Genomic DNA, 24,854 nt, shown 5'->3' with positions numbered 1-24,854 from the left:
ATTTACTTATGAAAAATGCGTAGTGAAATGCTCAAAATGAAAAGCGGATAATCTTATTTCCGCTTTTAATGAGAAAATCCGCGTTCATAATGATTCATTTCGACTAGATTTAAAATATATTCATAGTTGTCAATTTCACGTTTTAGCTGTTCACGTTCTTTTGCAGATAGTGTCATATTGCTAAGTTTTTTACATAAGTTTTGTTTCTTTAATTCTAAATGTTTTTTTGTAGCATGGTAGTCATAAGTATGTTTCATTTTTAACCACTCCTTCTTTGCAGTTGCTATATTATACGAAGCATAAAGAAATATGAAATCTGTCTCTTATGTATTTTTAGTGAATATTCAAATTGCAATGGTGTTATGTTTATGGAGATCTATGAATAAAATGCACTAAACCACTAACGTCCATTTGATGAAATGATGTTAGACTAAAAAGTAGACACAGGTTATTATAATAAAAATGAACCGAACGAGGTGTTTACATGGGGAAAGTAAAACAATATGAAGAAGAATTTAAACGCCAAAGCGTAAAACATGTTTTCCAAACAGGTAAAGCTGTAGCTCAAGTTGCCCGAGAGTTAGGAATTTCAGTGAATACCCTTCACGGTTGGGTAAAGAAATATAAACAAGAGCCCAAGGTGATACAGCAACGAACGTTCCGTTCTGAGGACAAAAAAACAAATGAAATGGAGCGACGTATTCGAGATTTAGAGGAAGAAAATGCAATCTTAAAAAAGGCGATGCACTTCTTCGCGAAAGACCATCGGTAAAATTTCAATTTATCCATCGACACCGCTTCACATACCGAGTGGAGAAGATGTGCCAAGTTCTACATGTATCCCGAAGCGGATATTACAAATGGAAACATCACACCAAAAGCCCCAGGCAAATACAGAGAGAACAAATAACCAAAGAGATCCACCGCATTTTTCTAGAATCGCGTTGTTTATATGGAAGTCCGAAAGTAACGTCTGTCTTACGTCAAAAAGGAAAGCAAATCTCACAAAAAACAGTGGCCAGAATCATGAAAGAACAGGGATTACAATCAAGAACTGTAAAAAAATATAAAGCTACTACAAATTCCAAACATTCTTATCCGGTACAGGACAATGTGTTAAATCGTCAATTCAAGGTAAAAAAGCCAAATCAAGTTTGGGTAGCTGATATTACCTATGTATCGACGAAAGAAGGATGGTTGTATGTGGCAAGTCTGATGGACTTGTATTCTAGAAAAATTGTGGGCTGGCATGCTGATCGTACGATGACAAAAGAATTAGTATTGAAGGCTTTACAACAAGCTTATTTCCGTCAAAAACCGGAAGGTTCAGTCTTGCATCACTCTGATCGAGGAAGTCAATATGCTTCCCATGATTATCAAAAACAATTACAACAGTATGGAATGCAATGTAGTATGAGTAGAAAAGGGAACTGTTATGATAACGCTTGTATCGAATCCTTCCATGGTGTCTTGAAAAAAGAACTTATTTACCAGCAACAATACGCAACACGTGCCCAAGCACAGCAAGATATTTGGGAATACATTGAAATTTTCTATAATCGTAAAAGAATTCATTCAGCGAATGATTATTTATCCCCGACAGAAAAAGAACGTATGTACGACTTGGAGGCTACATAATTAAATTTATCTGTGTCTATTTTATTGACTTAATATCAGAAATAAGGGGTGGAATTGTGCAGAAAGATATAATGTATAACACTGAAATGGATGAAGCGTTAAAAGTTATAGATAAAGGATTGAAGAAGACGATAAGTCCAAAACAAATTATTGTAGTGGGAGCTGGTATGGCTGGATTAGTTTCAGCATCTTTATTAAAGGCTGCAGGACATGATGTGAAAATTTTTGAAGCAAACAACCGGGTAGGTGGCCGTATAGAGACAGTTAGAATGGAAGATACCGGATTATATTTAGATGTGGGAGCAATGAGAATTCCGTATACACATAGGTTAACGATGGCATATATAAGAAAATTTGGGCTACAGGTGAGTCCTTTTATTAATAGGAATGAGACGGATATTATTTATGTAAATGGACGGAAAACGACGTTGAAACAATATGAAAAGGATCCGAGTATTTTAAGGTATCCTGTGGAAATGAACGAAGTGGGAAAAACGTCTGAAGAACTATTGTTATTAGCAGTACAGCCGATAATAAATTTTATTAAAAGAAATCCAGAGAAAAATTGGGATGTTGTAGTGAAGGATTTTGGGAGATATTCCACAGGACAATTTTTAAAGTATCATCCTTATCAGTATAATACTTACTTTTCGCCAGTAACAATTGAGATGATCGGTGTTCTATTAGATTTAGAAGGTTTTTTAGAGCGGTCGTTTGTAGAGACTTTACGATTTCTATACATTATGCAAGAGGAGAGCGGATTTTGTGAAATTATGGGCGGGAATGATAGATTACCAAAGTCATTTTTACCGCAATTAGAAGAAAATATTATATATAATCAAAAATTAATGAAGTTACATCAACACGATAATGGTGTGACAGCTTTCTATCGGAACGAGGAAACTTTTGAATATAGTAGTATTACAGGAGATTTAGTTATTGTTACTATCCCGTTTTCGACAATGCGTTTTGTAGAAGTAGATCCGTTTGATTCTATATCTCATGAAAAATGGAAAGCAATTCGTGAATTGCATTACATGCCTGCGACGAAAATAGGAATTCAATTTAAAAGCAGATTTTGGGAAGAACAAGGGCAATTAGGTGGCAGAATTATAACAGATTTGCCAATTCGTTATGCCTATTATCCAAGTCATGGAATTGGAGAAAAAGGACCTGCTATGATGTTAGGTAGCTATACATGGTCTTACGATGCATTGTTATGGGATGGTTTATCAAAAGGCGATCGTATTTATTACGCCTTACACAACTTAGCAACAATATTAGGTGGTCAAGTGTATGATGAGTTCATATCTGGAATATCAAAAAGCTGGACATTGGATCCGTATGCGCTTGGAGGATTTGCGCTTTTTCAAGCAGGTCAAGAATCTGAGCTACAACCAGCGATTGTCAAACCAGAGGGGAGAATATTCTTCGCTGGAGATCATACAACGCTATATCACGGATGGATTCAAGGTGCGATTGAATCTGGAATTTTTGTAGCGATGGAAGTGAATGAGTAAAATGTTTTTAATTCAGAAAATTCTTTACTATATAAATTGAGATGGATATTATTATATATAAAAGAATTATAGGGAGTGTTTACAGTGAATCCGTTATTATTCGATTTTCCTTCTGAATTTTATACTGACAGGCTTTTTATTCGAATGCCGAAACCAGGAGATGGTAAAGTTGTATATGATGCAATTCAAGCTTCAATACAAGAACTAAAACCTTGGATGGCTTTTGCACAAAAAGAGCAAACAGAGGAAGAAATAGAAGAGAGTATTAGAAAATCGCATATTCAATTTTTGCAACGTGAGGATTTAAGATTACTAGTATTTTCGAAAGAAACAGGTGAATTTATTGCTTCTGCCGGATTACATCGTATTAATTGGGATATACCTCAATTTGAAATCGGATATTGGATTGATACAAGGTTTAGCGGAAAAGGCTATATGGTAGAGGCTGCGAAAGGTATAACGGATTATGCTTTTTCTGAATTGAAAGCAAACCGTGTAGAAATTCGTTGTGATTCTCTAAATAAAAAGAGTAGAGCGATACCTGAGAAATTGGGCTTTAAATTAGAGGGGATTTTAGAAAGTGCGAGTATTGCAGTAGATGGAAATGGATTAAGGGATATGTGTGTATTTGCAATGACGAGAAATACATATAAAAAAGAAGAGCTGTAAAGAAACAGCTCTTCTTTTTGTGTATTATGGTACAGGATGTCCATTAGAGCTTTCGAAAATTGTAAACCATTGTTGACGATCTAATTTAACGTTTGTAGCAAGAGCGGCCGTTTTTACACGATCTAATTTACCAGATCCAACGATTGGCATCATGTTAGCTGGATGCGCAAGTAACCAAGCATACATAACCGTATCGATACTAGTAACACCTAGCTCAGTAGCAACTTTTTGCACAGTTTCACGTACACGTACGGCGCGTTCTGATTGACCAGTAAAGATTTCCCCACCAGCAAGAGGTGACCAAATCATTGGATTGATTCGTTTTTCTTGGCATAAATCAATTGTCCCTTTTTCAAAGTGCTCAAGCTGCAAGGCAGAAACTTCAATTTGGTTCGTAATAAGCGGGAAATCTAAGTAAGAACTTAACATATTAAATTGTGAAGGTAAGAAGTTAGATACACCGAAGTGACGAACTTTTCCTTCTTGTTTTAATTGTGAAAATGCCTTTGCCACTTCATTTGGATCCATAAAAGGGTCGGGACGATGAATAAGTAATACGTCAATATAATTTGTATGTAAATTTTTTAGTGATGCTTCTGCACTTTGAATAATGTGATCTGCACTAGTATTGTAGTGAGCAACATATCGCTCTGGAAATTTTGGTGATGGGGGAGCGATTCCACACTTTGTAATAATTTGCATGTTTTCTCGTAAGGAAGGCTTTAATTGTAAAGCTTCGCCAAATAACCCTTCACACGTATATCCGCCGTAAATGTCAGCGTGATCAAAAGTAGTAATTCCCATATCCATACAATCTTCAATGAAAGAAAGTAATTCTTGTTTCGTCATATTCCATTCTGCTAAACGCCAAAATCCTTGAATAATACGAGAGAATTCGAGCGTTTCATTCATTTGAACTCGTTCCATTATAAGTACCCCCTTGATGAATGATTATTATTTTGAAAAGGCTTTCTTACTACGTATTATTATATAGTTTGGGGGGCGTACATACAATAAATATGTTTTGCTAAAAAAATGATTTTCTCTATATGCTATAATGTAGAAACATATAGCTATAAGGAGATGTAAGGAATGATTCCAGTAACAATATTAACTGGTTTTCTTGGATCAGGGAAAACGACTTTATTAAATCGTATTTTATCAGAAAATCACGGTAAGAAATTAGCGGTGATTGTAAATGAAATAGGGCAAATTGGCATTGATAATCAGTTGATTATGAATGTAGAAGAAGAAATTATGGAAATGACAAATGGCTGTTTATGCTGTACTGTACGTGAAGATTTACTTGTTGCTTTAAAACAGTTACTGGACGTAAAAGCAGAAGGGAAAATGGATTTTGATGGTTTAGTAATTGAAACGACTGGACTTGCAAATCCAGGGCCGATTATTCAAACATTCTTTTTAGATCCAGTCATTCAATCTGCATACCAAATTAACGGTGTTGTAACGGTGGTAGATAGTTATCATATACATAAACATTTTGAAAAAGGATTAGAGGCAAAAGAGCAAATTGCGTTTGCGGATGTCGTTTTAGTAAATAAATTAGATTTAATTGAAGAGAGTGAGAAAGAAAATCTCTTGCATGAAATTCAAGGAATTAACCCGACTGCAAAGTTAATTGAGGCGACTAACTGTGAGGTAGATATACCATCTTTATTACAAATCCAAACGTTTAAAACGAAAGATACGTTGCAAATTTACCCTCATAAAGAACATAATCACTTAGAAGGTGTGAAATCATTTGTATTACGTGAAGAACGTCCGCTGGATTTACAAAAGCTTAATGAGTGGATGTCAGCTGTCGTTCAAGAGCTAGGGGAATATTTATATCGTTACAAAGGAATTTTATCGATAGATGGAGTAGATAAACGTATCGTTTTCCAAGGTGTACATACTTTATTTGCCGCTTCGTACGATAGAGAGTGGCAAGAGGGTGAAGAGCGAGTAAGTGAAGTAGTTTTCATCGGAAGAGATATTAATAAAGAGTGGTTCCAAGAACATTTTCAGGAGTGTGTGAAATAAGTCTGCGTAAATTGCAGGCTTATTTTTTATGAACATTCTATTAGATTGCAAAACAGAATTAAATAAGGGAAAGAAATTAAAAATTGATAAATGTATAATAAAAAGCCTGTTTTCACAGGCTTGTATTTTCGTCTATTAGTAACTCCATTACAACACCTACAACTGGACCTTCATCATCAATATCACCATTTAAGCGGAAACCAAATGATTCATACAGTCCCATTGCAAGTTTGTTGTCTGGATGTAAACTTAAGTAAATTATTTTGCATTCAAATTTTTCTTGTAAGAATTGAATGAGTAAGCGAAGGAAACGTTTTGCGTATCCTTTTCCTTGATATTGTTGGTCAATCATAAAGCGATCGAGCCATACACTTTTATGTTTTACTGAATACCATCCATACATTGCATAACCTACAAGTGTTTCTCCATCATATAAACCTACTGACGTTCCGTTTCCTTCATATAATGATTCTGCTAAAGAAAACGCGTTACTTTCAATAAATTGTTGCTGATCTTTTGTGACGTTTAAAGCAACTACTGAACGCCAATTTTTTGCTGTTACTTCACAAATGTGAAGATTCATAATTCCAACTCACCTTCTAAATTAATATAGCTTTAAAGCTAATATGGATAATTTTACTTGTTATTTTGGTCAAGTCAAGGATAAATACATAAAAAGGCAGCTGAATACCAGATTCAGCTGCCTAGAAAATATAATGGATTAGTTTGTTGCTTCTTTCAATGTGTTTACGTTTTCTTCCATTAAAGTGAAGTAATCTTTATTATTTTTCGCATCATCTTCAGAAATAGTAGCTAAGTGATTTAAGCGTAAAACTTTTGTACCAGTTTCTTTTTGAATTACGGATGCTACTTTTGGAGTAGAGAACGTTTCGAATAAAATATATTGTAGACTATGTTCTTTTACTGTTTTTGTAATGTCAGCAAGCTGCTTTTGAGATGGTTCATCAGAAGCTGAAATTCCAGCGATAGGAATTTGTTTTAGGCCGTATCGTTGTTCCCAGTAACCATAGGCAGCATGAGAAACTAAAATTTCTTTCGTTTTTGCGTTCGCTACAGCTGCCTTAAATTGATCGTCTAAATCAGTAAATTTAGTTTGAAGTGCGGCGAAGTTTTTTTCGAATTCTTGTTTATGTTCAGGTTGTAATTCTACAAGTGCATTTTTAATTTTTTCCGCCTGTTTCATTGCTAGAGTAGGATCTAACCAAACATGCGGGTCTTTATCGTGATGATGTTCATCTTCTTTATGGCCATCTCCATGATCATGATGCTCTTCTTCAGTAGAAGCACGAAGCTCAATACCTTTAGATGCATTTACAATTTTAACATTTTCTTTTTGTAATGTTTTTTCCATTTTTTCAGCAAATGGTTCTAATTCAGCGCCGTTATAAACGAATAAATTAGCTTTTGCAACTTGTACTGTTTGTTTTTGACTTGGTTCAAATGTATGTGAATCTGCACCAGGTGGGTAAATTGCTTCAACATTTACATAGTCGCCACCGATTTTCTTTGCGAAATCAGCAAGTGGGAAAATCGTTGTATAAACTGTTAGCTTTCCATCTTTCTTGGCATTACTTTCTTTTTTATTTGAGCAGCCAGCGAAAATTAAGGTAAAAATAAGTAAGAATGAAAATATAGTCAATCTTTTAGGCATGAAGTTCTCCTCTTTTCTTTTTTACGGATATATTTTCCCCAATTATAGAAGAAAAATATCATTTTAATACAAAACGGAATAATTACGTTTTAGTTTGCGAACTTAGTATAATACATCTTTAATAAAGTTGCAATAAATAATAATCATTCCGATTTGTTTTTGTTATAAAGTTGTCAAATATAAGTGTATTATTTTTGCAAATGCATGCATATGTGACAACGCTGTTTTCATATATTGAAAAGGAGGTTAAAGAGGGGGGTGAACGTTTGGGTTACTTAATGGAAGCTATTTTATTAATATTAGCGGTAGTATTGCCATTATCTTTTGTATTAATTTTTTTAAGAAGATTAATAAGTAATTTAGGGGACGCTACAACAATAACGAAATTACAAGAGAGAGATGAGAAAAAAGAGTAAGTAAAACACTATGCGTACGCATAGTGTTTTACTTGTGGTAAAATAAGATCAGGAAACTCCTAAAGGTTGTATTTTACTGAAGGAGAGAAAAGTAAAATAAGAGGTATATGCATATATGAATAAGCGAACAGCGTTAATACTTGGTGCAAGTGGTTTAGTTGGACAAGAGATAACGCGTCTATTACTTGAATCAGATTACTATGATTCGGTTACTATTTTTGTAAGAGATCCAATGCAATGGCAACATGAAAAGTTACAGCAGAAACAAGTTGATTTTTCGGTATTAGAGGAATATAAAGAGTTCTTTGCTGTGGATGATGTTTTTAGTTGCTTAGGAACAACAATAAAAAAAGCAAAAACAAAAGCAAATTTTAAAAAAGTAGATTATGAATATACGTTACGAGCTGCTTGTTTAGCTGAAAAACAAGGGGTACAAAATTTCCTTGTTGTGTCTTCTATGGGAGCGAATCCTAAATCATTTTTCTTTTATTCACAAGTGAAAGGAAAAATGGAAGAAGAATTGCAAAAGTTAGTGATCGGTGGTATTCACATTTTTAGACCATCATTATTAGTAGGAAATCGACAAGAATTTCGTTTCGGTGAACGAATGGCTGAAAAGTTATCTCGTATTATTCCTTTTATCTTTAAAGGGGCTTTCAAAAAGTATAAACCAATTTCAGCTAAAGATGTGGCGAAAGGGATGTATATAACCGCGCTGCGAGAAGAATCGGGTATCCATACTTATAATTCAAATGAAATTACAACGATAGAATAAATAAAGCCGAGAAGAATGACTTCTCGGTTTTATTTATTCGTATGAATTTTTCCTGGTGCTCGCTTATATTGGTGAGGTTCTTGCAATTCAAAGCCAAGTTCATTGGCTGCTATTCTCGGGAAGTACGGGTTGCGAAGTAACTCACGTCCGATGAAAATTAAATCTGCTTCGTTATCATTTAAAATTTGCTCTGCTTGAGATCCAGTCGTAATCAATCCAACTGCACCAGTTGCAATCTTAGTATACTCTTTAATATGTTTGGCGTATTGTACTTGGTAACCAGGATACACATCAATATGTGCTGGTACAACTGCACCAGAACTACAATCGATTAAATCTATTCCCTGTTCTTTCATCCACTTTGTATACTGAACATAATCTTGAACTGTTAGTCCGTCAGGGTGATAATCATTTGCTGAAATACGAACGAATATTGGTCCGTCCCAAACTTTATTTACAGAGTCGATGATTTCGCGTAAGAAGCGATAGCGGTTTTCAGGTGAGCCGCCGTATTCATCCGTTCGTTTATTAGTAAGTGGTGATAGGAATTCATTGATAAGGTAACCGTGAGCGCCATGTAGTTCGATAACATCAAATCCGGCTTGTTTTGAACGTAACGCGGCCCTCTGAAAAGCTAATATAGTCTCTTTGATTTGCTGTATATTCATTTCTACTGGTATTTTCATCGTATCATTAAAAGGAATTGCAGAAGGAGCGAAAGCATTCGTATCTAATTCAGCTTTTCTTCCGGCGTGAGCGAGTTGAATGGCAGCTTTTGCACCGTTATCATGTATAAAAGTAGTCGTTTTATGTAAGCCTTCAATTAGGTTGTCATCCCAAATGCCTAAGTCTTTGTTAGAAATTCGTCCTTCAGCTAAAACGGCAGTTGCTTCAACCATAACTAAACCTACTTGGCCAGCAGCGCGAGTTCCATAATGAATGAGATGGAAATTCGTAACGCGGCCATCTTCATTCCCCGATGAATACATACACATAGGCGACATAACGATACGATTTTTTAGTGTAACGTTCTTAATTGTATAAGGTGAAAAAAGCTTGGAATTCATCAAATAGCCTCCTTGATTGAATTTTCTTATATTTTACCATTCTCTTTTTTGTTTCTCTAATAAAACGCTTATACGAAAAATTTTGTTTATTCGTGTTACAATGACTAATATGAACTGAATTGGAGGATGACATATGTACCAGGCTTATTATGAAAGTGAAGTAGGTTTGCTAGAAATTACAGCAAATCAAGAAGGCATTACGTCTGTTATATTTGTTGATGAACGACAAGAAGAGAATAAAAATGAAATGATAGAACAATGTATAAATGAGTTAGATGAATATTTTAAAGGGAAAAGAAAAGAGTTTACGGTCCCGCTGTCTGCGGAGGGAACCGCATTTCAAAAAAATGTATGGGATGCTCTTTATACTATTCCGTACGGCGTAAGTGCTTCATATTTAGATATTGCAGAGAAGGTTGGAAATACAAAAGCTGTACGGGCAATAGGAGGGGCAAATAGTCGGAATCCAATTTCAATAATCGTTCCATGTCACCGTGTAATAGGAAAGAGTGGAAAGCTTGTTGGATATGCGGGTGGTTTATGGAGGAAAGAGTGGTTATTAAAACACGAAGGTATTTTGAAATGACGTATGTATGGGAAGAGGGATTGTTTTGAAATGTATAAATTGTGGGCAACCTTGCGAGGAGGAACAGTTAAATTGTGCAAGTTGTCAGCGAAACTTGGATAATGAACAAGATGAAGGCAGCTCGTTAATAGATAAAGAACTAGAAGTATATGTAGGGAGACAATATCCGTATTACAAAAGGAAATGGGAGCTTGAGAATAAGCGGATTGCTAGGTGGAGCTGGAATGGTTGGGCTGCTATTTTCAATATAGGCTGGCTAGGATATCGTAAGTATTATGTACCAGCTGCTTTATTTATGTTGTTATTAGTAGCGTGTGATGCATTTTCGTATTATATGGGATTTAATGTAGCGTTGCCAATCATTAATATGGTACCTCTTACGTTTTTATTACTCATTTTTATTCTGTTTGGAATGGGGATTTTTGCAAATGGATTATACTATCAATTTGCGGAAAGACGTATATACCGAATAAAAGCAAGAGAAATAAAAGATAAATCAGTTGAAAACTATCTAATCAATGATAGCGGCGGAACGAGCAAAATGGGAGCGACAATTGTTACTATTTTAGCAGTTGCTAGCATATTTTTTAGTCATTTCTTTTTTCCGACTGATCGAGACGTTATTCAAAAGGTTCGTACAAGCTCGCTTTATGAATATCCTTTCTTTTCAATAGGTGAATCTTTCGAAAATTATTTTCAAAATTCAGGTTGGATATATTATCGTGGAACGGAAGGGTTAGAATTAGTAGAATTCCAAGGATATAACGCCGGAACGCCAAGACAAAAGGTGAAGATTCAATTTGTTGTCGATTATAAATTAGGTGAAGTGGAACCATACTCACTTATGGTTAATGGTGAATCTAAAACTGAAGAAGAGTTTTTGAAGCTGATGGAAGAAATATTTAAAGTTCAAAATCCATTTGATATAGAGGATGGATTACAAGTAAATGCTATTCAAGGAAGCGGCTGGAAAGAAATTTCCGATCGCTTTTTTCTATGTTTGTTAAAATAAATATTTAAAATAATCAGAATCTTTTGTATAATAAAATATATTATATAGGATTTAACTTATACATATAGATTGGGGGAAGGAAGAATGAAGAGAAAGACAACAACAATTGCTGCACTTGCGTTAACGACGAGTGTATTGGTTGCAGGATGTGGGAATGGTGAGAAGGCTTCGACAACGAAGAAAGAATCGAATAAGGGAATGGCCGATAAACAAGTTTTAAATTTGCTAGAAACAGCTGAAATTCCTTCAATGGATACATCTAAATCAACGGATTCTGTATCTTTCCGTGTATTTGTAAATGCAATGGAAGGTTTATATCGTCTAGATAAAGATAATAAACCAACACCAGGTATGGCAAAAGATGTGAAGATTAGTGAAGATAAAAAGACATATACATTTGAATTACGTGATGCGAAATGGTCAAATGGTGATCCAGTTCGAGCACAAGATTTTGTATATGCATGGCAACGTACATTAGATAAAGCAATAGCGGCAGAATATGCATTCATTTTATTTGATGTGAAAAATGCACAGAAAGTAAATAAAGGTGAATTACCAGCAGATCAATTGGGTGTTAAAGCGAAGGATGATAAAACGTTGGTAGTAGAATTAGAGCAACCAGCACCTTATTTTCTTGAGCTTACGTCGTTCCCTACATTTTTCCCATTAAATGAAAAATATGTGAAAGAGCAAGGAGATAAATATGGATTAGAAGCAGATAAATTATTATATAATGGACCATTTACAATGAGTCAATGGAAACATGAACAAAATTATCAGTTAAAGAAAAATCCTAATTATTGGGATAAAGATACTGTAAAGTTAGACGAAATTAATGTAAGTATTGTGAAGGAAACAAGCACGGGAGTAAATTTATATGATAGTGATCAAGCAGATCGAGTTATTTTAACTTCTGAATTTGTTGATAAATATAAAAAGAATAAACCAGATGAATTTAAAACGAAGTTAGATCCACGCATATATTTCTTGCGTTTTAACCAAAAAAATGCAACATTTAAAAACCAAAAAGTACGTGAAGCAATTGATTTGGCATATGATAAAAAAGGAATTGCTGATGTCATTTTAAATGACGGTTCATTGCCAGCATATTTCTTAGTACCTGAAAAATTCACGACAGGTCCGGATGGAAAAGACTTCCGCTCTGTAAATAAAAACTTCCGTGATAGTAAAGATAATGCAGAGAAAGCAAAAAAATTATGGGAAGAAGCGAAGAAAGAGCTTGGTCAAGATACAATTACGGTTGAATTACTAAACGATGATAACGGTAGCCGTAAAAAAGTAGGCGACTTTATTAAAGAAGAACTAGAGAAAAACTTGCCTGGTATTAAAGTGAATTTGAAACAGCAACCATACAAGCAGAAGCTAGATTTAGAAAAGAAATTCCAATATGAATTCTCATTATCTGCATGGAGCCCTGATTATCCGGATCCAATGACTTATATTGATATGTTTGTTACTGGAAGCTCATTTAATGAAATGGATTATTCTAATCCGAAGTATGATGATTTAGTAGCGAAATCAAAAGGAGAGCTATTAAAAGATGATAAAGCACGCTGGAATGCACTTGCGGAAGCTGAAAAAATCTTAATTGGTCAAGACGCAGCAATTTCTCCTACGTACCAACAAAGTACAGCTTATTTAGAGAAGCCGTTTGTAAAAGGCATTGCTAACCATACGTTTGGCGGGGACTTCAGTTATAAATGGGCATATGTTACAAAAAAATAGTACAATAAAAGGTGAGTGAATTTTCGCTCATCTTTTATTTGTATAAGGAGGAATTATAGTTGTTAAGGGGAATCAATCATATTTGTTTTTCGGTATCTAATTTAGAAAACTCTATTATGTTTTATGAAAAAGTATTAGAAGGAGAATTATTAGTTAAAGGGAGGAAATTGGCGTATTTTAACATATGTGGAGTATGGATAGCGCTTAATGAAGAGACACATATTCCGAGAAATGAGATTCATCAATCTTATACGCACATTGCATTTTCTGTTGAACAAGAAGACTTTGAATATCTAATACAGCGATTAGAAGAAAATGATGTTCATATTTTAAAAGGAAGAGAACGTGATGTCAGAGATTGCGAATCTATATACTTTGTTGATCCTGACGGTAATAAATTTGAGTTTCACTCAGGGACACTGCAAGATCGTTTAAATTATTATAGAGATGAGAAACCTCATATGACATTTTATTAGGGAGGGATAGCATTTGCATGCACTTGTAATTGGTGGAACAGGAATGCTAAAGAGAGTTTCTATGTGGCTTTGTGAGCAAGGGTTTCATGTTTCTATTATCGGGCGAGATGAAGTGAAATTAGAAAATGTTAAGCGGATGAGTTCTACACTAGAAAATATTACATGCCTTTCGTTAGATTATCATAATGATGAAGATGTAAAGCTAGCTATTAAAAGTACAGTTGAGAAAAATGGCCCGATCACATTAGCTGTTGCATGGGTACACTCAAGTGCAAAGCATGCACTATCAAATATTTGTAAAGAACTAGATTTATCGTCTAAAACATATAGTTTATTTCATATTTTAGGTAGTAAAGCATCACGTATGACTGCACAAAAAATAGGGAGTACGCGATGTAGTTATCATAGAATTATTTTAGGTTTTATTTTAGAAGATACATATGGAAGATGGCTTACTCATGAAGAGATAGCTGATGGAGTTATAAAAGGGATTGAAAGTAAACGAGCGGAGTGGATTGTAGGGAGAGTTGAACCGTGGGAATTACGACCAACATGGTGAGGGGGAGTAAGAAATGAAAACAACTATATATGTAACAAGGCATGGTGAAACAGAGTGGAATGTAGTGAAGCGAATGCAAGGACGGAAAAATTCTGCTTTAACTGAAAATGGTATAGTTCAGGCGAAACAATTAGGGAATCGAATGAAAGATTTACCAATCCATGCGATCTATAGTAGTCCGAGCGAAAGAACACTTCATACGGCAGAGTTAATAAAGGGGGAACGTGATATACCCATTATAGCGGATGAGCATTTCTATGAAATCAACATGGGTATATGGGAAGGACAAACAATCGCGGATATAGAAAAGCAATTTCCAGAAGAAGTACATCTGTTTTGGAATGAGCCACATCTTTTTCAGTCAACATCAGGCGAAAATTTTGAGGCCGTTTATGAAAGAGTAATTGAAGGGATGCAGCTTCTTTTAGAGAAGCATAAGGGACAAAGCATATTGATTGTTTCTCATGCGGCAGCAGCAAAATTACTTGTAGGGCATTTCGCGGGAATTGAAATAGAAAATGTGTGGGATGATCCATTTATGCATAGTGCTAGTTTGAGCATAATAGAATTTGAAGAGGGTATTGGTAAAGTGAAACAATTTGCAGATATAAGTCACTTTCAATAAATGTAAAAAAGGCCGCAAAACGGCCTTTTTTTGGTGGTATAAAAACTAGCAGTTACGTTTTTTATACCAGAAGTGATCAAATTTCTTATTTTTGCAAGATGGGAATTTATGTCCGCCTTTGCAATCATTCCATTTGTGCCCATCATCGTGACAGTCTTTACCATGATCACATGAATCATCGCAAGAGCCGCCGTGTCCGTGAGGGAAGAATTCGCATTTTTTACAGTAACATCGTTTAGTCCAGTAAAATTTCTTTTCAAAACGTACACATTTTGTAACGAAAGTACAATGTTTTCTACGCGTACGTTTTGTAACTAAAACGCATTCTTTTCTACGTGTTACTTTCGTAACGAACGTCCATTTTTGAACGCGTACACGAGTACATTTCGTAACAAATGTCCACTTTTTAACGTGAGTACATTTTGTAACAAATGTACAATGTTTCACACGAGTACATCTTGTTCTTGGGCATTTACAATCGTCGCTACACTCAATTTTTGAAGAGCAATCGTCATCACATTCGAATGTGCTTGGATCTTGGTGTAAGAAATCCTCCATCCCAGCACTTTTGATTTCTTCAACAGCTTTTCTAATATCACGTTTCATAGAAATCCTCCTTATCATGTATTAAGTTGAAAAGGTATTCTTTTTCCTTAACATGATATGAGAGATGACGTCTTTCTGAACAGGACAAGAGTGTAATTTTCTATAAATAGATGATAGCGGATGTATGGACAAGACAAGGCGCATACATTGAATGAAGAGAACTGAGAAGGGATGAGAAAATATGTTACCTTCATATGATTTTTTTGTTCATCCAATGTACTTAGTGGAATTGAAAAAAGACATTTGGTCAGATAGTCCAGTGCCAGCAAAATTAACTTATGGAAAAAAGAAATATGACATTGATATCGTATACCGAGGAGCTCATATTCGTGAGTTTGAGAAAAAATCTTATCATGTTATGTTTTATAAACCAAAAAAATTTCAAGGTGCGAAAGAGTTTCATTTGAATTCTGAGTTTATGGATCCGTCTCTCATACGAAATAAACTATCGCTAGACTTTTTTCATAACATTGGTGTACTTTCGCCAAAATCACAACATGTATTTATAAAAATTAATGGTCAAATTCAAGGTGTGTATTTACAGTTAGAATCGGTTGATGAAAACTTTTTGAAAAATAGAGGATTACCGAGTGGTTCTATTTATTATGCGATAGATGATGATGCGAATTTTTCATTAATGAGTGAACGAGATAAAGATGTTAAGACGGAGCTCTTTGCGGGTTATGAATTTAAATATTCGAATGAAAATAGTGAAGAACAACTGAGTGAATTTGTATTTCAAGCGAATACTTTGACGAGGGAAGCCTATGAAAAAGAGATTGGGAAGTTTCTACATGTAGATAAATATTTACGATGGTTAGCAGGAGTTATTTTTACGCAAAACTTTGATGGTTTTGTCCATAACTATGCACTATATCATAACGATGAAACAAATTTATTTGAAGTTATACCGTGGGATTATGATGCGACTTGGGGGCGAGATGTACAAGGGAGACCGCTTAATCATGAATATATCCGCATTCAAGGGTATAACACGCTAAGTGCAAGATTGTTAGACATACCTGTGTTTAGAAAGCAGTATCGAAGTATTTTAGAAGAAATATTAGAAGACCAATTTACAGTTTCGTTTATGAGGCCGAAAGTAGAAGGATTGTGTGAATTGATTCGTCCATATTTACTACAAGATCCATATATGAAAGAAAAATTAGAAACATTTGATCAAGAGGCTGATATGATTTATGAATATATAAATAAAAGAAGAAAATATATACAAGACCACTTATATGAATTGGATTAATTTTGAAAGAGATTGAAACGTTATCAATCTCTTTTTTTTGTATAATAAAGATGTATCAATAAAAGTGAAGTAATATATTTGAAAGAGAATGGGGATGCGGATATATGACGATTAAATGGATTGATTGGGTAAAACAAATACAATCTATAACCCAAGCAGGTTTAACGTATTCTAAGGATGTGTACGATATAGAACGCTTCCAACAATTACGAGACATTTCGATTTCGATGATGTCACATTACACAAAAACTGATTGGGAAGTTGTAGAGAAATTATTTGCAAGTGAGACAGGCTATCAAACACCTAAAGTTGATATAAGAGCAGTTGTTTTTCAAAATGAAAAGTTATTATTTGTGAAAGAAAAAAGCGATGGGAAATGGGCATTGCCAGGTGGATGGGCTGATGTCGGTTATACGCCAACCGAAGTTGCAGCAAAAGAGGTTGTCGAAGAGACGGGTTATGAGGTAGATCATTTTAAGTTACTAGCTATATTTGATAAAGAAAAACATCAACCATCTCCATCGGCGACGCATGTATATAAGATTTTCATTGGATGCGAGATTATTGGTGGAGAAAAGAAAACTAGCATTGAAACAGAAGAGGTGGAGTTTTTTGGTGAAAATGAATTGCCTAATTTATCAATTGCTAGAAATACAGAAGACCAAATTAAAGAGATGTTTGCCTACATGAAAGACCCGCAGAAAGAGAAATTAATAGATTAATCCTGCTTGAATTGTACATATTGTTAAAATGAAGATATTGGCAGATTGCAGCCTTTATGTAATAATGGGATGGTATGTGAAGAAAAAAGGAGATAAAAAAGAACATGTTAGCAAACATAATAGATCAGTTATTGCAATTTTTTGCAAGCTTAGGTTACTTTGGAGTAGCTCTTGCTTTAATGATTGAAGTAATCCCAAGTGAAATTGTACTTTCGTATGCTGGCTTTTTAGTAGCGGATGGTAAAATTAGTTTTGTGGGTGCAGTTATCGCCGGAACGATTGGTGGTACTTTAGCCCAAATCTTTTTATACTGGCTTGGATACTACGGAGGGCGTCCGGTTGTAGAGAAATATGGGAAATATCTGCTTATTAATAAACACCATTTAGACATAGCGGAAGGTTGGTTTAAGCGTTATGGAGCTGGCGTAATATTTTCTGCGCGCTTTATCCCAGTAGTACGTCATGCAATCTCTATTCCAGCAGGACTAGCTAAGATGCCATTAAAACTATTTACGCTTTATACGGTTGTAGCGATCATTCCATGGTCAATTCTATTTATATACTTAGGTGAAAAACTTGGTGGGAATTGGCGACAAATTAAAGAGTATGCATCTGATTACACACATTACATAATTATAGGAGCTGTTCTTTTTATTGCTCTATACTTCGGTTTAAAATATTTGAAAAAGAAAAAAACAACACGCTAAAGTCAATGATAATTCATTGGCTTTTTTTATTTGTTTCGGTTCGGTTCTAAAAAAAAAGAGTTGTCCATAATGTATAATAATAAAGCGTAGCGGAGGAATGTGATGAAAGGGTCACCGTTTATACGTGGAACGATATTTTTAACGATGGCAACGATGATATCAAAAATGTTAGGGTTTATATATGTTATACCATTTACAGCAATGGTCGGTACGAGTGGGTACGTTTTATATACGTATGCATATCGCCCCTATACAATTATGCTCAGCATTGCGACAATGGGATTACCACTTGCAGTTTCAAAAATGGTATCAAAATATGATCAACTGAATGATTATCATACGGTTAAGAGAGTGTTGAAAAGTGGAATCGTGTTTATGTTTATAATGGGAGTCATTTCGTGTTTTACGTTATATATGCTAGCTCCGCATTTAGCTAAGCTTGTCATCGATGGAAATGATCAAACGGGGAATAGTGTAGGAGCGGTTACTACTAATATTCGAATTGTAAGTTTTGCGTTAATACTTGTGCCAGTAATGAGTTTATTAAGGGGCTTCTTTCAAGGATTCCAATCGATGGGGCCTTCTGCATTAAGTGTAGTTGTAGAGCAATTTTTTCGGGTTTTAACCATTTTAATAGGAAGCTTTGTCGTTTTATATGTTTTAAAAGCGTCTGTTTCATTAGCGGTTGGTATTTCAACGTTCGGTGCATTTATGGGAGCTGTAGGTGGATTAACTGTTTTAAGTGCATATTATATAAGAAGGAGAAGGCACTTAAAGAAAAAAGAGATGGCAAGTATACCACAAACAACAAAATCCTTTTTCTCATTGTATAAGGAGCTCTTTACATATTCTATTCCTTTTGTTGTGGTGGGCTTAGCAATTCCGTTGTATCAGACTATTGATACATTTACAATTAATAAACTACTTATACAAATAGGGTATATGCAAGGAGAAGCGGAAAAAATTAATGCGATAATTGGTCTTGTTCAAATGGTTGTGCTCATCCCGGTATCCGTTGCGACAGCTTTTAGTATGTCTCTCGTACCAGAGATGACGAAAGCTTACACAGCAGGAAATACGAAGCTATTGTACAAACATTTTACGAGAACAAATGTATTAGTAGTAGCGATTACGGTGCCGGCTGCAATTGGAATGATTGTGTTAGCCAAGCCTGTATATACTCTTTTATTCGGTGCTGGAAATGATCCAGAGATGGGGAGAATCATTTTACAGTATTATGCTCCTGCTTGCATACTATTTTCTCTTTTTACAGTAACGGCTGCTATGCTACAAGGAATCAATCAACAGCAGAAGACGGTGCTAGGACTAGTGATTGGAATTATTGTGAAAATAGTTTTAAATATTGTATTGCTTCCGTATTTCGATTATGTAAGTTTTATTATTTCAACATACGCGGGCTATACGATTTCAGTTGGGTTTAACTTGTGGATGCTTTCTAAATATGTTATAAAGGCAACATAAGCTTTTAAGGCAGAGAGCACTCTGTCTTTTTCTATGTTTATAATATTTTTCTTATAAAAACGTTTTCAAAATAATTTTTCTATTGAAATTTAAACGTATGTTTCATATGCTGAGAATGGCGGTTTAAAAACTGTGATTTAAGAGAGGTAGATTCCTACATGTAAAAAGAATCGGGGTGATAGTATGTTAAATATATATTTAACAGACCGAAACGGAAAACTACAAGAGATTGAGGAAATGCAAAAGGGGTGCTGGATTAATGTACTTCATCCAACAGAAGAAGAAATTCAATATCTAGTACAAACTTTAAATGTAGACTTAGATTTCATTAAAGACCCTTTGGATGATGAAGAACGCTCTCGTATTGAAAAGGAAGACAATAATACTTTAATTATCGTGGATATTCCGACAGTTAGACATGACGAAGAAGGAAATTCGATTTATGACACGATTCCAATAGGTATGATTGTGATGCCAGATTGCTTTGTGACAATTTGTTTAGAAGAAAACCCAATTTTTGAACGTTTTATTAATCAACGTATTAAAGAATTTTATACGTTTAAGAAGACGCGCTTTGCACTTCAGCTCTTATATACGATTTCTACTTATTATTTAAGATACTTAAAGCAAATAAATCGAAAAACAATTGATTTAGAGCATCAATTAAATCAGTCAATGAAAAATAAAGAGATTTTCACATTATTAGGCCTTGAGAAAAGTTTAGTATACTTTACAACGTCATTAAAGGCTAATAAAATTGTGATTCAAAAGTTAATGCGTAATAGTACATTTTTAAAAATGTATGAAGACGATCAAGATTTATTAGAAGATGTATTAATTGAAAATAAACAGGCTATTGAAATGGCGGAAATATATAGTCACATTTTAAGTGGAATGATGAATACTTTTAGCTCCGTTATATCAAATAATTTAAATAGTGTTATGAAACTGTTAACGTCAATTACGATCATTTTATCTTTACCGACGATGGTTTCTAGTTTCTTTGGAATGAACGTAAAGGTTCCGTTTGAAGGGGAAGCCCACGGTTTTGTAATTGTACTCATCATATGTGTAACACTATCTTTCACGTTAGCTTTTGTTTTTTGGAAGAAACGTTACTTTTAACGATAAAAAAGCTGCTCTAGCATAGTTATATAACTACGCTAGAGCAGCTTTTTTGCTATGAAATCTCAAATTTTGAATAGAATATAACTTGTACAATGTAATGTATATAAAGGGTATGTATTCCATATAAACCTTGTCCAATTAATGAAATGGGGTTAAAATTACATATTGTTAATGAAAAGTTGGAGGAAATACATCATGGAATTGTTTCAATTACCGAAAGCATTCCTGCAAATGAATACAATTTTTATCTCCATATTGATCGAAGCACTTCCTTTCGTGCTCATTGGTGTATTTATTTCAGGATTCATTCAAATGTTCGTGACAGAAGATATGGTAGCAAAATGGATGCCGAAAAACCGATTTCTGTCTGTTTTAGTAGCTACTTTTTTAGGGATGTTGTTTCCAGGTTGTGAATGTGGAATTGTTCCGATTGTAAGACGATTAATCGGAAAAGGGGTTCCGCCATATGCGGGGATTGCATTTATGTTAACTGGGCCAATTATTAATCCAGTTGTTTTATTTGCAACATACGTTGCCTTTGGAAGTAGTATGCACATGGTATGGTATCGTTCTATTGTAGCGATTATCGTAGCAATTATCGTTGGAATTATATTATCATTTATGTTTAGAGAACATCAATTAAGAGATGATCACTTCCCAGAAGTGAATCATAAGCGTCCATTACGTAAAAAAATGTGGGATGTATGTACGCATGCTGTTGAGGAATTTTTCTCGATGGGAAAATATTTAGTATTAGGTGCGTTAATTGCAGCTGCAGTTCAAACGTTCGTACAAACTTCAACACTTCTTGCTATAGGACAAGGGCCGTTCTCTTCACCAGCTGTTATGATGGGACTTGCTTACATATTATCACTTTGTTCAGAAGCGGATGCGTTTATTGCTTCATCATTCCAAAGTACATTTTCAACAGCATCACTTGTCGCGTTCCTTGTTTACGGACCGATGGTGGATATTAAAAATATGTTTATGATGCTTGCGACATTTAAAACGAAATTTGTAATTGTCGTTACAGTTACAGTTACACTTGTTGTTTATGCAAGCTCACTACTCATTTATGCGATGGGGTGGTAGGTTATGTTTCGAGCGTATATATTATTAGGTTTTACAATATTAATTGCGCAGCTTCATATTTCGGGTAACATTACGAAGTATATCAATATGAAGTATGCTTATTTATCAACAACAGCAGCAATTATTTTAGGTTTCTTAACGATTGTACAAATTATCGTCGTTTTCCAAAAAGAGCACCAAAAGGAAAAAGAGAAAAATGATTGCAGTTGTGACCATAGCCATTGCGGGCATGATCATTCAAAAGATGAGAATACATGGTGGAAAAAAGCATTTTCGTACTCATTGTTTTGTTTTCCGATTATCTCAGGCTTATTTTTCCCGATTGCAACGTTAGATTCAGATATTGTTAAGGCGAAAGGATTTCATTTTCCTGTTGCACAAGCAGAAAGTAAGGATCCATTTATGACAAGACAATTTCTAAGACCTGATACGAGCATTTATTACGGGAAAGAAGGATACCGCGGTGTAATGGAAAAAGGGAAGAAAGAGTTTGTTACGAAAGACAATATTAATTTGAAAGATGAAGACTTCCTAAAGGGTATGGAAACAATTTACAATTATCCTGGCGAGTTTACTGGGAAAAAATTATCTTTTAAAGGGTTTGTTTTTAGAGATGATTCTTCTAAAAAAGAACAATACTTCTTATTCCGTTTCGGTATTATACATTGTGTAGCAGATTCTGGTGTGTATGGTATGTTAGTGAAAAAACCAGAAGGTGTAGAATGGAAAAATGATGATTGGATTCAAATAGAGGGAGAAATTTCTACTGAATTTTATCAGCCGTTTCATGCGAATATTCCTGTATTAGAAGTAACGAAATGGAATAAAGTTGAACAGCCGAAAGAACAATATGTATTTAGAGGGGCCGATTGATAAGATCGGTTCTTTTTTGTGGACTAAAAGTTCTGAATGTTGTTAATATTAAACGTGTAGTTCATTTCGTATAGTGATTATTGAAATATTAGGGATAAATCATTAAAGGGGAAAACAGCCAATGAGTCAAGGGTGTTCAAAACGAGCCGAGTATTCCCAACAGATTTAAATGATCATAACACGCTATTTGGTGGGAAGATATTAGCGGAGATGGATATGGTTGCTTCTATTTCAGCATCCAGACATTCGAGAAAGGAATGTGTCACAGCATCTATGGACTGGGTCGATTTCTTACATCCTGTTCGTTCTTCAGATTGTGTTAGTTATGAATCTTTCGTAATTTGGACGGGAAGAACTTCAATGGAAGTGTTTGTGAAGGTAGTGGCTGAAGATTTAATCTCAGGTGAGAAGCGTATAGCGGCAACGTCATTCGTTACTTTTGTGGCACTTAGTAAGGAAAATAATCCAGTTCCTGTACCGCGTGTTATCCCTGAAACAGAAGAAGAGAAAGAATTACATCGTATTGCTGTGTTACGTGCAGAACAGCGTCATATACGTAAGGCAGAGAGTAAGAAAGTAGCCACATTGTTAACCTTTTGAGATGAATATTTAGCCATTTAATTTACTATAGTAGGCGGAAATGGTTTTAAAATGAAAAGCGGACACCTAAAAATAGGTGTCCGCTTTTATAGTTTTTTCATCCACATATCATATGACAGTAGCTACTTAGCAGAAGCAAGCAGCACCGACGATGATTAAGAGGATAAATAATACGACTAGTAGCGCAAATCCATTACCATGTGCGAAGCCCATTGTTATTTCCTCCTTTTATTTTAAGATACAACATACAATATGCAAATGAGCTATTGTTTGATATGGACATATATCATGCAATGACATATTTTCTTGAATGATAATGTAATAAAAAAGGGAAGATATAGAAATAACAGTAAGTGGAGAAAGGAATTTATCCATGAAGCACTTTTTCGCTATAATTCTTTGTTTAATAGGTGTATTCATTTGGATGAACATCGATGTGGAAATGGGGAAGGAAATGGCTAGTGAATATGAATTAGGACAAGTTCGATTAGGTGAATTTCAACTATATACGAACGGTGAAGAGTTATATAGAAAATTATTTGACGATATAAACGATGCAGAAAAGTATATATATATCCATTTTTATATTGTAGGAAAAGATGAAATAAGCCAAGAGTTTTTACAGTTATTAGAGAAAAAAGCATCTAGCGGAGTAGAAGTGAAATTGTCAGTCGATCGGATAGGCGGATATAAGTTGAAGAAAAAGGTAATTAGCCGATTAAAGGAAAACGGTGTGAAGTTTACATTTAGTAAAAAACTGAAACTGAAAAATGTGTTCTATTCTTTGCATCAACGGAATCATAGACGCATTGTTACCATAGATGGAAAGATATCATACGTCGGTGGCTTTAATATCGGAAAGGAGTACCTTGGACAAGATCCGAAGTTTGGGCCATGGCGTGATTATCACGTGCGCATCCATGGTGATGGTGCAGCGGATATGGAAAGAAAGTTCGCCGAAGATTGGAAAGAAGATACAGGAGAAAAAATGCCTATACATGAAAGTATACCTACATTAGGGAATGTGAAATATCAATATTTATTTTCAAATGGAAAAGGCTTATGGGAAAAGTATGGGACACTTTTAAAAAAGGCTAAAAAGTCTTTAATTATCGCTACACCATATTTTGTACCAAGTAAAGAAATGGTGAAAGAGTTAAAAGCTGCATTAAATCGTGGTGTTAATGTAAAAATTCTCGTGCCATTTAAAAGTGATGCCATATTGTTAAAACAAGCTGCCTATCCATATTTGAAAGATATGTTACATGCTGGAGCGGAGATTTATCAATATCGAAATGGATTCTTTCATGGGAAAGTAACAATCATTGATGGAGAAATTGTTGATATTGGGACAGCGAATTTTGATAATAGAAGTTTTTATTTAAATTGCGAGTCTAACTGTATCATATATGATAAAACAGTTGTTGATGAAGTATGGAGTCGATTACAGGTAGACTTTCATAAATCAAAACGATTTTCTGAAGAAGATTTTGAGAAAATTAGTGGATGGGATTGGTTTTTAGCAAGAATAGCGAATGTTTTAGCATCATATTTATAGCATATGGACAAAAGAGAAGGGAGG

General features: G+C 34.7%; 28 protein-coding genes. 21 read left to right on the top strand and 7 right to left on the bottom strand.

The annotated features are described in order from the left end of the window. Positions 1-65: 65 nt before the first annotated feature. Positions 66-257, bottom strand: coding sequence for a DUF3896 domain-containing protein (locus tag MHI28_RS07000; protein ID WP_000683363.1), 192 nt, complete (start codon positions 255-257; stop codon positions 66-68). A 227-nt stretch (positions 258-484) separates the two neighbouring features. On the opposite strand from MHI28_RS07000, the gene MHI28_RS06995 reads away from it, so the two are divergent. The 3 genes from MHI28_RS06995 (at position 485) to MHI28_RS06985 (ending at position 3,827) form a co-directional block, all read left to right on the top strand. Then, positions 485-1,638, top strand: a protein-coding gene (locus MHI28_RS06995; RefSeq protein WP_340827731.1) for an IS3 family transposase whose coding sequence is annotated in 2 segments (ribosomal slippage) — positions 485-740 and positions 740-1,638 — 1,155 coding nt in all. Because the reading frame shifts where the segments join, the coding sequence is not laid out codon by codon here. Positions 1,639-1,694: 56 nt separating this feature from the next. Beyond that, positions 1,695-3,158, top strand: a complete 1,464-nt coding sequence (locus MHI28_RS06990) for a flavin monoamine oxidase family protein (protein WP_001168122.1) — start codon at positions 1,695-1,697, stop codon at positions 3,156-3,158. 84 nt (positions 3,159-3,242) lie between these two features. After that, positions 3,243-3,827, top strand: a complete 585-nt coding sequence (locus MHI28_RS06985) for a GNAT family N-acetyltransferase (protein ID WP_001068739.1) — start codon at positions 3,243-3,245, stop codon at positions 3,825-3,827. Positions 3,828-3,851: 24 nt separating this feature from the next. Here MHI28_RS06985 and MHI28_RS06980 read toward each other — a convergent pair whose 3' ends face one another. Further along, the gene (locus MHI28_RS06980; RefSeq protein WP_340827729.1) at positions 3,852-4,754 is read right to left on the bottom strand and encodes an aldo/keto reductase; all 903 of its coding nucleotides are present in this window, start codon (positions 4,752-4,754) and stop codon (positions 3,852-3,854) included. Between the two features lie 165 nt (positions 4,755-4,919). Here MHI28_RS06980 and MHI28_RS06975 point away from each other — a divergent pair, with 165 nt between their 5' ends. Further along, positions 4,920-5,870, top strand: a complete 951-nt coding sequence (locus MHI28_RS06975; protein ID WP_000613427.1) for a CobW family GTP-binding protein — start codon at positions 4,920-4,922, stop codon at positions 5,868-5,870. Positions 5,871-5,982: 112 nt separating this feature from the next. Here MHI28_RS06975 and MHI28_RS06970 read toward each other — a convergent pair whose 3' ends face one another. Further along, positions 5,983-6,453, bottom strand: a complete 471-nt coding sequence (locus MHI28_RS06970; RefSeq protein ID WP_001048684.1) for a GNAT family N-acetyltransferase — start codon at positions 6,451-6,453, stop codon at positions 5,983-5,985. A 138-nt stretch (positions 6,454-6,591) separates the two neighbouring features. Further along, entirely contained in the window at positions 6,592-7,542 is a 951-nt protein-coding gene (locus tag MHI28_RS06965; protein ID WP_001126158.1) for a metal ABC transporter substrate-binding protein, read from the bottom strand. 266 nt (positions 7,543-7,808) lie between these two features. Between MHI28_RS06965 and MHI28_RS06960 the strand changes: the two genes are divergently transcribed. Continuing rightward, entirely contained in the window at positions 7,809-7,958 is a 150-nt protein-coding gene (locus MHI28_RS06960) for a hypothetical protein (RefSeq protein ID WP_000540932.1), read from the top strand. A gap of 115 nt (positions 7,959-8,073) precedes the next feature. Further along, positions 8,074-8,733: an oxidoreductase gene (locus tag MHI28_RS06955; RefSeq protein WP_001042730.1), complete on the top strand. Its 660-nt coding sequence runs from the start codon at positions 8,074-8,076 to the stop codon at positions 8,731-8,733. A gap of 29 nt (positions 8,734-8,762) precedes the next feature. Here the strand turns inward: MHI28_RS06955 and namA are convergent, their stop codons facing one another. Further along, positions 8,763-9,800: an NADPH dehydrogenase NamA gene (gene namA / locus MHI28_RS06950; protein WP_001086170.1), complete on the bottom strand. Its 1,038-nt coding sequence runs from the start codon at positions 9,798-9,800 to the stop codon at positions 8,763-8,765. A gap of 133 nt (positions 9,801-9,933) precedes the next feature. Here namA and MHI28_RS06945 point away from each other — a divergent pair, with 133 nt between their 5' ends. From MHI28_RS06945 to MHI28_RS06920, 6 genes are all read left to right on the top strand, one after another. Continuing rightward, entirely contained in the window at positions 9,934-10,386 is a 453-nt protein-coding gene (locus tag MHI28_RS06945; protein WP_000283913.1) for a methylated-DNA--[protein]-cysteine S-methyltransferase, read from the top strand. A 7-nt stretch (positions 10,387-10,393) separates the two neighbouring features. Further along, positions 10,394-11,398 carry a DUF2628 domain-containing protein gene (locus MHI28_RS06940; protein ID WP_079245463.1) on the top strand — a complete coding sequence of 335 codons (1,005 nt, stop codon included), beginning with the start codon at positions 10,394-10,396 and terminating at the stop codon, positions 11,396-11,398. Positions 11,399-11,482: 84 nt separating this feature from the next. After that, positions 11,483-13,144: a peptide ABC transporter substrate-binding protein gene (locus MHI28_RS06935; RefSeq protein WP_000824270.1), complete on the top strand. Its 1,662-nt coding sequence runs from the start codon at positions 11,483-11,485 to the stop codon at positions 13,142-13,144. A 59-nt stretch (positions 13,145-13,203) separates the two neighbouring features. Next, positions 13,204-13,620 (top strand): FosBx1 family fosfomycin resistance bacillithiol transferase, encoded by a 417-nt coding sequence (fosB, locus tag MHI28_RS06930; RefSeq protein WP_000943765.1) that lies wholly within the window; start codon positions 13,204-13,206, stop codon positions 13,618-13,620. Positions 13,621-13,633: 13 nt separating this feature from the next. Beyond that, positions 13,634-14,179, top strand: coding sequence for a short-chain dehydrogenase (locus MHI28_RS06925; protein WP_000543153.1), 546 nt, complete (start codon positions 13,634-13,636; stop codon positions 14,177-14,179). 13 nt (positions 14,180-14,192) lie between these two features. Continuing rightward, positions 14,193-14,804: a phosphoserine phosphatase 1 gene (locus MHI28_RS06920; RefSeq protein WP_000858837.1), complete on the top strand. Its 612-nt coding sequence runs from the start codon at positions 14,193-14,195 to the stop codon at positions 14,802-14,804. A 45-nt stretch (positions 14,805-14,849) separates the two neighbouring features. On the opposite strand, the gene exsB is transcribed toward MHI28_RS06920, so the two are convergent. Continuing rightward, positions 14,850-15,410, bottom strand: coding sequence for an exosporium protein ExsB (gene exsB, locus MHI28_RS06915; protein WP_000817480.1), 561 nt, complete (start codon positions 15,408-15,410; stop codon positions 14,850-14,852). 181 nt (positions 15,411-15,591) lie between these two features. On the opposite strand from exsB, the gene cotH reads away from it, so the two are divergent. The 8 genes from cotH (at position 15,592) to MHI28_RS06875 (ending at position 23,272) form a co-directional block, all read left to right on the top strand. Further along, entirely contained in the window at positions 15,592-16,668 is a 1,077-nt protein-coding gene (cotH, locus tag MHI28_RS06910) for a spore coat protein CotH (protein ID WP_000938005.1), read from the top strand. Positions 16,669-16,772: 104 nt separating this feature from the next. Beyond that, entirely contained in the window at positions 16,773-17,390 is a 618-nt protein-coding gene (locus MHI28_RS06905) for an NUDIX hydrolase N-terminal domain-containing protein (protein ID WP_000153595.1), read from the top strand. 104 nt (positions 17,391-17,494) lie between these two features. After that, positions 17,495-18,097 (top strand): DedA family protein, encoded by a 603-nt coding sequence (locus tag MHI28_RS06900; RefSeq protein ID WP_000880690.1) that lies wholly within the window; start codon positions 17,495-17,497, stop codon positions 18,095-18,097. A 102-nt stretch (positions 18,098-18,199) separates the two neighbouring features. Beyond that, positions 18,200-19,579: a putative polysaccharide biosynthesis protein gene (locus tag MHI28_RS06895; protein ID WP_000678844.1), complete on the top strand. Its 1,380-nt coding sequence runs from the start codon at positions 18,200-18,202 to the stop codon at positions 19,577-19,579. A gap of 183 nt (positions 19,580-19,762) precedes the next feature. Next, positions 19,763-20,704 (top strand): magnesium transporter CorA family protein, encoded by a 942-nt coding sequence (locus tag MHI28_RS06890; RefSeq protein ID WP_000932389.1) that lies wholly within the window; start codon positions 19,763-19,765, stop codon positions 20,702-20,704. A 198-nt stretch (positions 20,705-20,902) separates the two neighbouring features. Then, a complete protein-coding gene (locus MHI28_RS06885; RefSeq protein WP_000418726.1) occupies positions 20,903-21,799 on the top strand; it encodes a permease in 897 nt (298 codons plus the stop codon). 3 nt (positions 21,800-21,802) lie between these two features. Next, positions 21,803-22,672 carry a TIGR03943 family putative permease subunit gene (locus MHI28_RS06880; protein ID WP_000488058.1) on the top strand — a complete coding sequence of 290 codons (870 nt, stop codon included), beginning with the start codon at positions 21,803-21,805 and terminating at the stop codon, positions 22,670-22,672. Positions 22,673-22,759: 87 nt separating this feature from the next. Continuing rightward, positions 22,760-23,272, top strand: coding sequence for an acyl-CoA thioesterase (locus MHI28_RS06875; RefSeq protein WP_043311483.1), 513 nt, complete (start codon positions 22,760-22,762; stop codon positions 23,270-23,272). Between the two features lie 126 nt (positions 23,273-23,398). Here MHI28_RS06875 and MHI28_RS06870 read toward each other — a convergent pair whose 3' ends face one another. Continuing rightward, positions 23,399-23,485, bottom strand: coding sequence for a YjcZ family sporulation protein (locus MHI28_RS06870; RefSeq protein WP_000505094.1), 87 nt, complete (start codon positions 23,483-23,485; stop codon positions 23,399-23,401). Between the two features lie 160 nt (positions 23,486-23,645). On the opposite strand from MHI28_RS06870, the gene cls reads away from it, so the two are divergent. Next, positions 23,646-24,830 carry a cardiolipin synthase gene (gene cls / locus MHI28_RS06865; RefSeq protein WP_000680093.1) on the top strand — a complete coding sequence of 395 codons (1,185 nt, stop codon included), beginning with the start codon at positions 23,646-23,648 and terminating at the stop codon, positions 24,828-24,830. The last annotated feature ends 24 nt before the right edge of the window (positions 24,831-24,854 follow it).

It is taken from the genome of Bacillus sp. FSL K6-0268 (assembly GCF_038005425.1).
GTDB lineage: Bacteria > Bacillota > Bacilli > Bacillales > Bacillaceae_G > Bacillus_A > Bacillus_A thuringiensis_S.
The sequence above is the reverse complement of the archived record's forward strand: the minus strand, read 5'-3'. Positions and strand labels throughout refer to the sequence as shown.

What these genes read in the sequence shown, in the direction of transcription:
- MHI28_RS06940 (WP_079245463.1), top strand. Translation starts at nt 10,394, where the DNA reads ATGGGAAGAGGGATTGTTTTGAAATGTATAAATTGTGGGCAACCTTGC.
- namA (WP_001086170.1), bottom strand. Translation starts at nt 9,800, where the DNA reads ATGAATTCCAAGCTTTTTTCACCTTATACAATTAAGAACGTTACACTA.
- MHI28_RS06970 (WP_001048684.1), bottom strand. Translation starts at nt 6,453, where the DNA reads ATGAATCTTCACATTTGTGAAGTAACAGCAAAAAATTGGCGTTCAGTA.
- MHI28_RS06870 (WP_000505094.1), bottom strand. Translation starts at nt 23,485, where the DNA reads ATGGGCTTCGCACATGGTAATGGATTTGCGCTACTAGTCGTATTATTT.
- cls (WP_000680093.1), top strand. Translation starts at nt 23,646, where the DNA reads ATGAAGCACTTTTTCGCTATAATTCTTTGTTTAATAGGTGTATTCATT.
- MHI28_RS07000 (WP_000683363.1), bottom strand. Translation starts at nt 257, where the DNA reads ATGAAACATACTTATGACTACCATGCTACAAAAAAACATTTAGAATTA.
- MHI28_RS06955 (WP_001042730.1), top strand. Translation starts at nt 8,074, where the DNA reads ATGAATAAGCGAACAGCGTTAATACTTGGTGCAAGTGGTTTAGTTGGA.
- MHI28_RS06895 (WP_000678844.1), top strand. Translation starts at nt 18,200, where the DNA reads ATGAAAGGGTCACCGTTTATACGTGGAACGATATTTTTAACGATGGCA.
- MHI28_RS06980 (WP_340827729.1), bottom strand. Translation starts at nt 4,754, where the DNA reads ATGGAACGAGTTCAAATGAATGAAACGCTCGAATTCTCTCGTATTATT.
- MHI28_RS06880 (WP_000488058.1), top strand. Translation starts at nt 21,803, where the DNA reads ATGTTTCGAGCGTATATATTATTAGGTTTTACAATATTAATTGCGCAG.
- MHI28_RS06905 (WP_000153595.1), top strand. Translation starts at nt 16,773, where the DNA reads ATGACGATTAAATGGATTGATTGGGTAAAACAAATACAATCTATAACC.
- MHI28_RS06885 (WP_000418726.1), top strand. Translation starts at nt 20,903, where the DNA reads ATGGAATTGTTTCAATTACCGAAAGCATTCCTGCAAATGAATACAATT.
- MHI28_RS06890 (WP_000932389.1), top strand. Translation starts at nt 19,763, where the DNA reads ATGTTAAATATATATTTAACAGACCGAAACGGAAAACTACAAGAGATT.
- MHI28_RS06935 (WP_000824270.1), top strand. Translation starts at nt 11,483, where the DNA reads ATGAAGAGAAAGACAACAACAATTGCTGCACTTGCGTTAACGACGAGT.
- cotH (WP_000938005.1), top strand. Translation starts at nt 15,592, where the DNA reads ATGTTACCTTCATATGATTTTTTTGTTCATCCAATGTACTTAGTGGAA.
- exsB (WP_000817480.1), bottom strand. Translation starts at nt 15,410, where the DNA reads ATGAAACGTGATATTAGAAAAGCTGTTGAAGAAATCAAAAGTGCTGGG.
- MHI28_RS06965 (WP_001126158.1), bottom strand. Translation starts at nt 7,542, where the DNA reads ATGCCTAAAAGATTGACTATATTTTCATTCTTACTTATTTTTACCTTA.
- MHI28_RS06945 (WP_000283913.1), top strand. Translation starts at nt 9,934, where the DNA reads ATGTACCAGGCTTATTATGAAAGTGAAGTAGGTTTGCTAGAAATTACA.
- MHI28_RS06975 (WP_000613427.1), top strand. Translation starts at nt 4,920, where the DNA reads ATGATTCCAGTAACAATATTAACTGGTTTTCTTGGATCAGGGAAAACG.
- MHI28_RS06920 (WP_000858837.1), top strand. Translation starts at nt 14,193, where the DNA reads ATGAAAACAACTATATATGTAACAAGGCATGGTGAAACAGAGTGGAAT.
- MHI28_RS06900 (WP_000880690.1), top strand. Translation starts at nt 17,495, where the DNA reads ATGTTAGCAAACATAATAGATCAGTTATTGCAATTTTTTGCAAGCTTA.